The sequence below is a fragment of the uncultured Anaerococcus sp. genome, assembly GCF_937934665.1.
GTDB lineage: Bacteria > Bacillota > Clostridia > Tissierellales > Peptoniphilaceae > Anaerococcus.
In genome coordinates this window covers 1-5255 of sequence record NZ_CALGYW010000055.1, presented here as the reverse complement: position 1 = coordinate 5255, position 5255 = coordinate 1, and the positions used below count along the sequence as shown (strand labels likewise).

6 protein-coding genes and 1 pseudogene are annotated in these 5255 nt (G+C 32.5%); 6 read left to right on the top strand and 1 reads right to left on the bottom strand.

Annotated elements, in window-relative coordinates; genetic code table 11:
• The first annotated feature begins 63 nt into the window (after positions 1-63).
• Both Q0410_RS02560 and Q0410_RS02555 read left to right on the top strand, forming a co-directional pair.
• Positions 64-1389 (top strand): DUF438 domain-containing protein, encoded by a 1326-nt coding sequence (locus tag Q0410_RS02560; RefSeq protein ID WP_299032546.1) that lies wholly within the window; start codon positions 64-66, stop codon positions 1387-1389.
• A gap of 100 nt (positions 1390-1489) precedes the next feature.
• Positions 1490-2521: a zinc-ribbon domain-containing protein gene (locus Q0410_RS02555; RefSeq protein WP_299032544.1), complete on the top strand. Its 1032-nt coding sequence runs from the start codon at positions 1490-1492 to the stop codon at positions 2519-2521.
• Positions 2522-2611: 90 nt separating this feature from the next.
• Here the strand turns inward: Q0410_RS02555 and Q0410_RS02550 are convergent, their stop codons facing one another.
• Entirely contained in the window at positions 2612-3493 is an 882-nt protein-coding gene (locus tag Q0410_RS02550) for an Abi family protein (protein WP_299032542.1), read from the bottom strand.
• Between the two features lie 198 nt (positions 3494-3691).
• Here Q0410_RS02550 and Q0410_RS02545 point away from each other — a divergent pair, with 198 nt between their 5' ends.
• From Q0410_RS02545 to Q0410_RS02530, 4 genes and pseudogenes are all read left to right on the top strand, one after another.
• A complete protein-coding gene (locus tag Q0410_RS02545) occupies positions 3692-3892 on the top strand; it encodes a helix-turn-helix transcriptional regulator (protein ID WP_299032541.1) in 201 nt (66 codons plus the stop codon).
• On the top strand, positions 3889-4335 hold the full coding sequence (locus Q0410_RS02540) for a hypothetical protein (RefSeq protein WP_299032539.1): 447 nt from the start codon (positions 3889-3891) through the stop codon (positions 4333-4335). Before Q0410_RS02545 ends, Q0410_RS02540 begins: the two co-directional genes overlap by 4 nt.
• Positions 4336-4375: 40 nt before the next feature.
• Positions 4376-4534: a hypothetical protein gene (locus tag Q0410_RS02535; protein WP_299032537.1), complete on the top strand. Its 159-nt coding sequence runs from the start codon at positions 4376-4378 to the stop codon at positions 4532-4534.
• A gap of 30 nt (positions 4535-4564) precedes the next feature.
• Positions 4565-4909: pseudogene (locus tag Q0410_RS02530) on the top strand (GNAT family N-acetyltransferase); the annotation flags it as partial.
• Positions 4910-5255 lie beyond the last annotated feature (346 nt).

The following is a 5255-nucleotide window of genomic DNA, read 5'->3' as shown; positions in this document are numbered from 1 at the left end:
TGTAACAAAAGTTACTGATTATCATTATCTTTTGTTGTATAATAGGTATAAGGAGTGATAAATATGCAAATAGATATAAATAAAACAGTTTACGACCTGATAAAAGATAATGATAAATTAAAGGACGACCTTGTAAGTGTGGGCTTTACAGGACTTAAAAATCCATTAATGGTAAAAAGTTTGGGCAAGTCCATGTCCATAAAACGTGGGGCCAAGATGATGGGAGTTGCTGACTATGATCTCAAACTTAAGGCAATGGGATATGAGCTCATAGATTCATCAGAAAATCCTGAAGTCATCGAGAGGAAAAAACTCATAAAATCCTACCTTACAAGGCTTTCAGGTGGAGAAGATTTAAAATCAGTTAGGGCTGATTTTAAGAATAATTTTGAGGGAGTTTCTTCATCAGAGATCATGGATGCCGAAGAAGAACTTTTGGCATCTGGCATGGCCAAGGAAGAAGTGAGAAAACTCTGCGATGTCCATTCTGCCCTCTTTCATGGAGAGACAGAAAGTGAAAAAAATCTTGACCAATCAAGTCAAGCAGACTTTGTAGCTTATTTCAAAAAAGAAAATGAAGAGATTAAAATCATCCTAGATGGCCTTAAAAAATCCATAGAAAACGGCGAAGATTTTAGCAAGAATATCTACAAGGTCTTTGGCCATTATAAGAAAAAAGGAGACCTCATCTATCCAATCCTTAAGGCAAAATACAACAAGCCAGGCCCATCAGATGTGATGTGGGCAGTTGATATAGATATAGCAAATAACTTCAAGAAAGCCATCAAGCTTAAGGATAAGGATCTAGCCCTAGAAAGCTTAGAAAGAGCTAGGGAGATGACCTACAAGGAAGATAATATCCTTTATCCCCTAGTAGATGAAACAATAAGTGATGAAGACCTAGCTAAGCTTTATAGGGACCTCGGAGATTATGACCCAGACTTAGAAACTAAAGATGAAGATAAAAACCTATCCGAAGCTAATCTTAAAAAAGGCTACGTAAACTTATCCAAGGGAAAGATGAGAGTCGACCAGCTAAGGGCTATGCTAGATACCCTAGAAATAGAAATAACCTATGTGGATGAAAATGATATAGCCTCTTACTACAACGACCATAAGGGCGCAAAAGTCTTTAAAAGACCAGAATCATCCCTAGGCAGGGAAGTTTATTACTGCCACCCACCCCAAGCAGAGCCTATAGTTAGAAATCTAATCAAAGAATTTAAAAAAGGCACTAGAGATAAGCTTCAAGTTATAAAAAATATCAAAGGCAAAGACTATGCAATCACCTACTATGCAGTAAGGGATAAGGATGGAGCTTATAAGGGAGTCTTAGAGACAGTCCAAGACCTAAGTTTTTATAAAACTTATCTTGAAAGTAAGGCCTAATCTAGTAAAAGATAAATTCCTAATTTTCTTAAAAATTAATCTGATTTTATGATATAATATAAGTAAGTAAAATTATGATTAATAATAAATAGGAGGCATTATGATCTGTAAAAAATGTGGCCACAAAAATAAAGACGGGGCCAAGGTCTGCGAGTCTTGTGGAGCAAGCCTAGTAGATGAGAAAAATATTAAAAATGAAAAAATAAAAATCAACAAAGATGTTAGCAGAAAACGCACCCAAAGGCAAAGACAAAGAGGCAAGGACAAGGACCTCATGAGCTATGGCCTTATCATAGGATCAGTAATGGCCTTCGCTGTTGTTTTTATAGTCCTATCCTACTTCTTTAAGCTAGGGGCAGAAAAGGAAATGGCTAGAAACAATAGAATCGAATCAACCCAACAAGAGGATATAGCTCTTTATAAAAAAGCCATTAAAACAAGTGATGAAAACATCAAAAACAAAGACTACAAAAAAGCTATAGAAATCCTAAAGGCAATCCCTAAAGAAGCAGGCGATTATTATGAAGAGGGCCAAGCTAAGCTTGATCAAGTAGAAAAAGCAGTAGTAAAGGATATAGAAAAAGAAATAGCTGATGAAAATGAGAAAGAAGCTAAAAAACTAGCGACAACCTACGCTGACCTTCTACCAGAATCTAAGGCCCTATCTGATTTTAAGGAAAAATTAACTGGAAAAACTGAAAAATTAGCCGACAAGGAAGAAGAAAAAGAAGTTAGCGAAGAAGAAACTGAAGAAAACCAAGAAAATGAAGAAACAGAAGCTAATACAAATGAAGATAGTGACTTAAAAGACACTAGAGCTAGCAGACGAGAATTAGCTAACCAATACGATCTAGAAGCCCTAAGAGGAAACAACTCCTACGGTCAAAACGGTAACCCTTCATATACAGAAATCTACAAGGAAAAAGACTTCTTAAACAAGAATGTGACAGTTGACGCCCACATGGGAGAAATAAGAACAGAGCCAAACCTAAACTCAGGAGTAGCAGGCTATGTCTACGACGGAGATAACCTAAAGGTAAGTGAGGTAGTAAACGACGGCGGCAGATACTGGCTAAAAATAGACGGAGGCTGGATATCTTCAAAACTAATAACAGGTGAATTTAGAGACTAAAAACAAAAGCTCAGCTATATGGCTGGGCTTTTTGAATTTAAATGTCAAGAAACATTAACATGCATTTTTATTTGAGAGTAAATAATTGGGTCAAAGAATATCTTTCCAATTATTAGGAAAACCCATAAAATTATAATTAAAATAACCTTGGTATTTATTAAAAGTATTCTCTAAATCTTTTAAAAGAGATTTCCGTTGGTCATTTGAGTTCAGAATTCTCTTTATTATCAATATGATAGGAAATATTTTATTTTGCTTTCCCTTATATTTTTCATTTTCGGAGTACAAACGAGGATTTTCCTTTAATGGCATATTATAAAGTCTAGTGTAATGGGCGCAAATATTTCTAACTTCAACAAGGCATAGAATCCAATTTTTTAAATATTTAGGATCTGTATTGTAGTAATTAGAAATCTCTTTTTTATCTTCATTTTTTAGAATGCTAAACAAAGAAGATAAATTTCCAAAAGATAGGAGCTCAACTGATACCCATATTGGAAACTTTCCACCATACTTTTTTAAATGATGCTTAACAAAAGGTTTATTTTTTTGTCTATTAATTTCTTTTTTTAGATTTTTGTTAATTATGGAATATATTGTTTGACCTTCTTTATTTGTTTTGTTGATAAAATTATCTTTATTCATAAGAGCATCAGCTCCATATTTAATAGATAAGTGGTAAGCTATTTGAGTTCTAAGCTCAATTTCTATTTGTTCAATAGTTCTTATTAGGTTATTTTTAAACTGACTATCAAAGCAATAAAGGTTAAATAAATATTCAATACTTACATAATCTTTGTAATGCTCCCTATTATTAAAATTTTTAAGGCCAATACCGTATCCTGATAGCCTGTAGTAATTAACTTTTTTTAAAATATCCTCTGCATAATTAAAATCAGTTATAGAAAGATTGTGATCATTTTTTAGTTTATTGATTTGCTCCTCATAACTTAAAGCTGGCTTTAATTCCATTCACTTTCTCCTTATATAAAAAAGCCCTCTCCGTGGTCCGCATGTAGGAAACCTACATTAAGCGTGGAGAGGTTCTGTTAAGTTAATTATAACATAAAAAAAATATAAGTCAATTTGTGCAAAGCATACTTGACAATTAATGCAAAGCGTGCTATACTTTTTATAAAGAATTACTTATTTTGATTAGAAGGTGGTTTAGTGAAGATACGAATAGCTGAATTGAGGAAGGAAAATAAACTATCACAAGCAGACCTTGCTGAAATAGTTGGAGTTACTAGGCAGACTATAACATCCATAGAAACTGGTAAGTACATAGCATCCCTACCTCTGGCTTACAAGATAGCAAAATATTTTGGTTTAAATATAGAAGATGTATTTATATTTGAGGAGGAAGAATGAATTTAGAAAAATATCGTGAAGGTTTGATAAAGAAAAAGAGAATCTACCAAGCTTTTATAGGTTTTGCCATGGCGTTTTTGGGTTTGGGGAGGTTTTTGTTAAAAGAAAACCTAGTAGTCAATGATTCATCTTTGGGGTTTTTAACAGGTTTAGTATTAGGTTTTAATTTTATTTGTCTTTACCTAATTTGTAAAACAAAAAAAGCTTTACAGGACAAAAAGTTACTAAAAGAAATGTATATTAAAGAATATGACGAAAGAGAAAGATTTATAAAATTAAAGTCAGCCTCTTCTATAATAAGCATATTAGCTGTTGGAATTTTTATAGTCTCTATTTTGGCTTCTTATATTAATATTGTCGTATTCTATACGTTAGCAATTACAGGCGGTTTTCTTTTGTTGGTAAGTTTGTTTCTTAAATTTTATTGGAGAAGAATAGTATAAAATTGTAAGCATATTAGGTTAGTAATGTTTGAAGGTTTTTATGAGAAAATATAGGTTTGAGACAGAAAGATTATTTATTAGAGATATGGTTATTGAGGATTGCGACGAAGTTTCAAAAATTTGGGGAAATGTAGAGGTTGGTAAATATCTTGCTGATTCCTACTATAAAAATGGGGATGAGATAAGAAGTTGTTTTTAAAATGGCGAGCTTGATAATAGTGAAAATTGGACTGATGATTTTTATTTTGTTCTACTCGATAAAATAAATAAACAGATAATCGGAACTACCTGTGCTTGGGAAATGGACGAAGAAGTTTGGGCAATAGGTTATACCTTCAAAAAAGAGTGTTGGGGTAAGGGACTTGCAACAGATCTTATTTGCTCTTTAGAGAAATTTGTTAAGGCAAAGGGTGGAAAATACATTTCTGCGGATGTTGCCAAAGAGAATATTGGTTCTATAAAAGCTTGTTATAATAATGGATTTAGTGACTATAGGCAAATATCTTTTAATAAATTAGGTACGGATATTATCTATGATGGGCTAGAGCTTAGAAAAAAGCTTGTAACAAGATAGATAAGCCAACATTTTTAAAAGTTAAGTATTATTAAATATTTTGAAATTATAATAATGGCAGTATAGTAAAGTTATAAACAAATAAGGAGAAATGTATAGATGATTTTATAAGCAATATGGAAATTGATACTGATTGTGCTGAGGTTTGCCTTGGCGTGTTTTGGTATGCCATATTGTGGATAAGATTATTCTTTTTTGGAATAGGTCTGTTCACTTGGGACGGACTTTTTTTGTGAAAATTTATAAATATTATTCATAAGTGGCATATCATCCTAGGAGGATATATGTTACAGATAAAAAATTTAGCAATTAACTTAATTAAAGATGATAGAGACTTGTTAAAAGA

Bases quoted from the DNA above. Each gene is read 5' to 3' on its own strand.
- Q0410_RS02550 (WP_299032542.1), bottom strand. From the start codon at position 3,493: ATGGAATTAAAGCCAGCTTTAAGTTATGAGGAGCAAATCAATAAACTA.
- Q0410_RS02535 (WP_299032537.1), top strand. From the start codon at position 4,376: ATGAGAAAATATAGGTTTGAGACAGAAAGATTATTTATTAGAGATATG.
- Q0410_RS02560 (WP_299032546.1), top strand. From the start codon at position 64: ATGCAAATAGATATAAATAAAACAGTTTACGACCTGATAAAAGATAAT.
- Q0410_RS02555 (WP_299032544.1), top strand. From the start codon at position 1,490: ATGATCTGTAAAAAATGTGGCCACAAAAATAAAGACGGGGCCAAGGTC.
- Q0410_RS02540 (WP_299032539.1), top strand. From the start codon at position 3,889: ATGAATTTAGAAAAATATCGTGAAGGTTTGATAAAGAAAAAGAGAATC.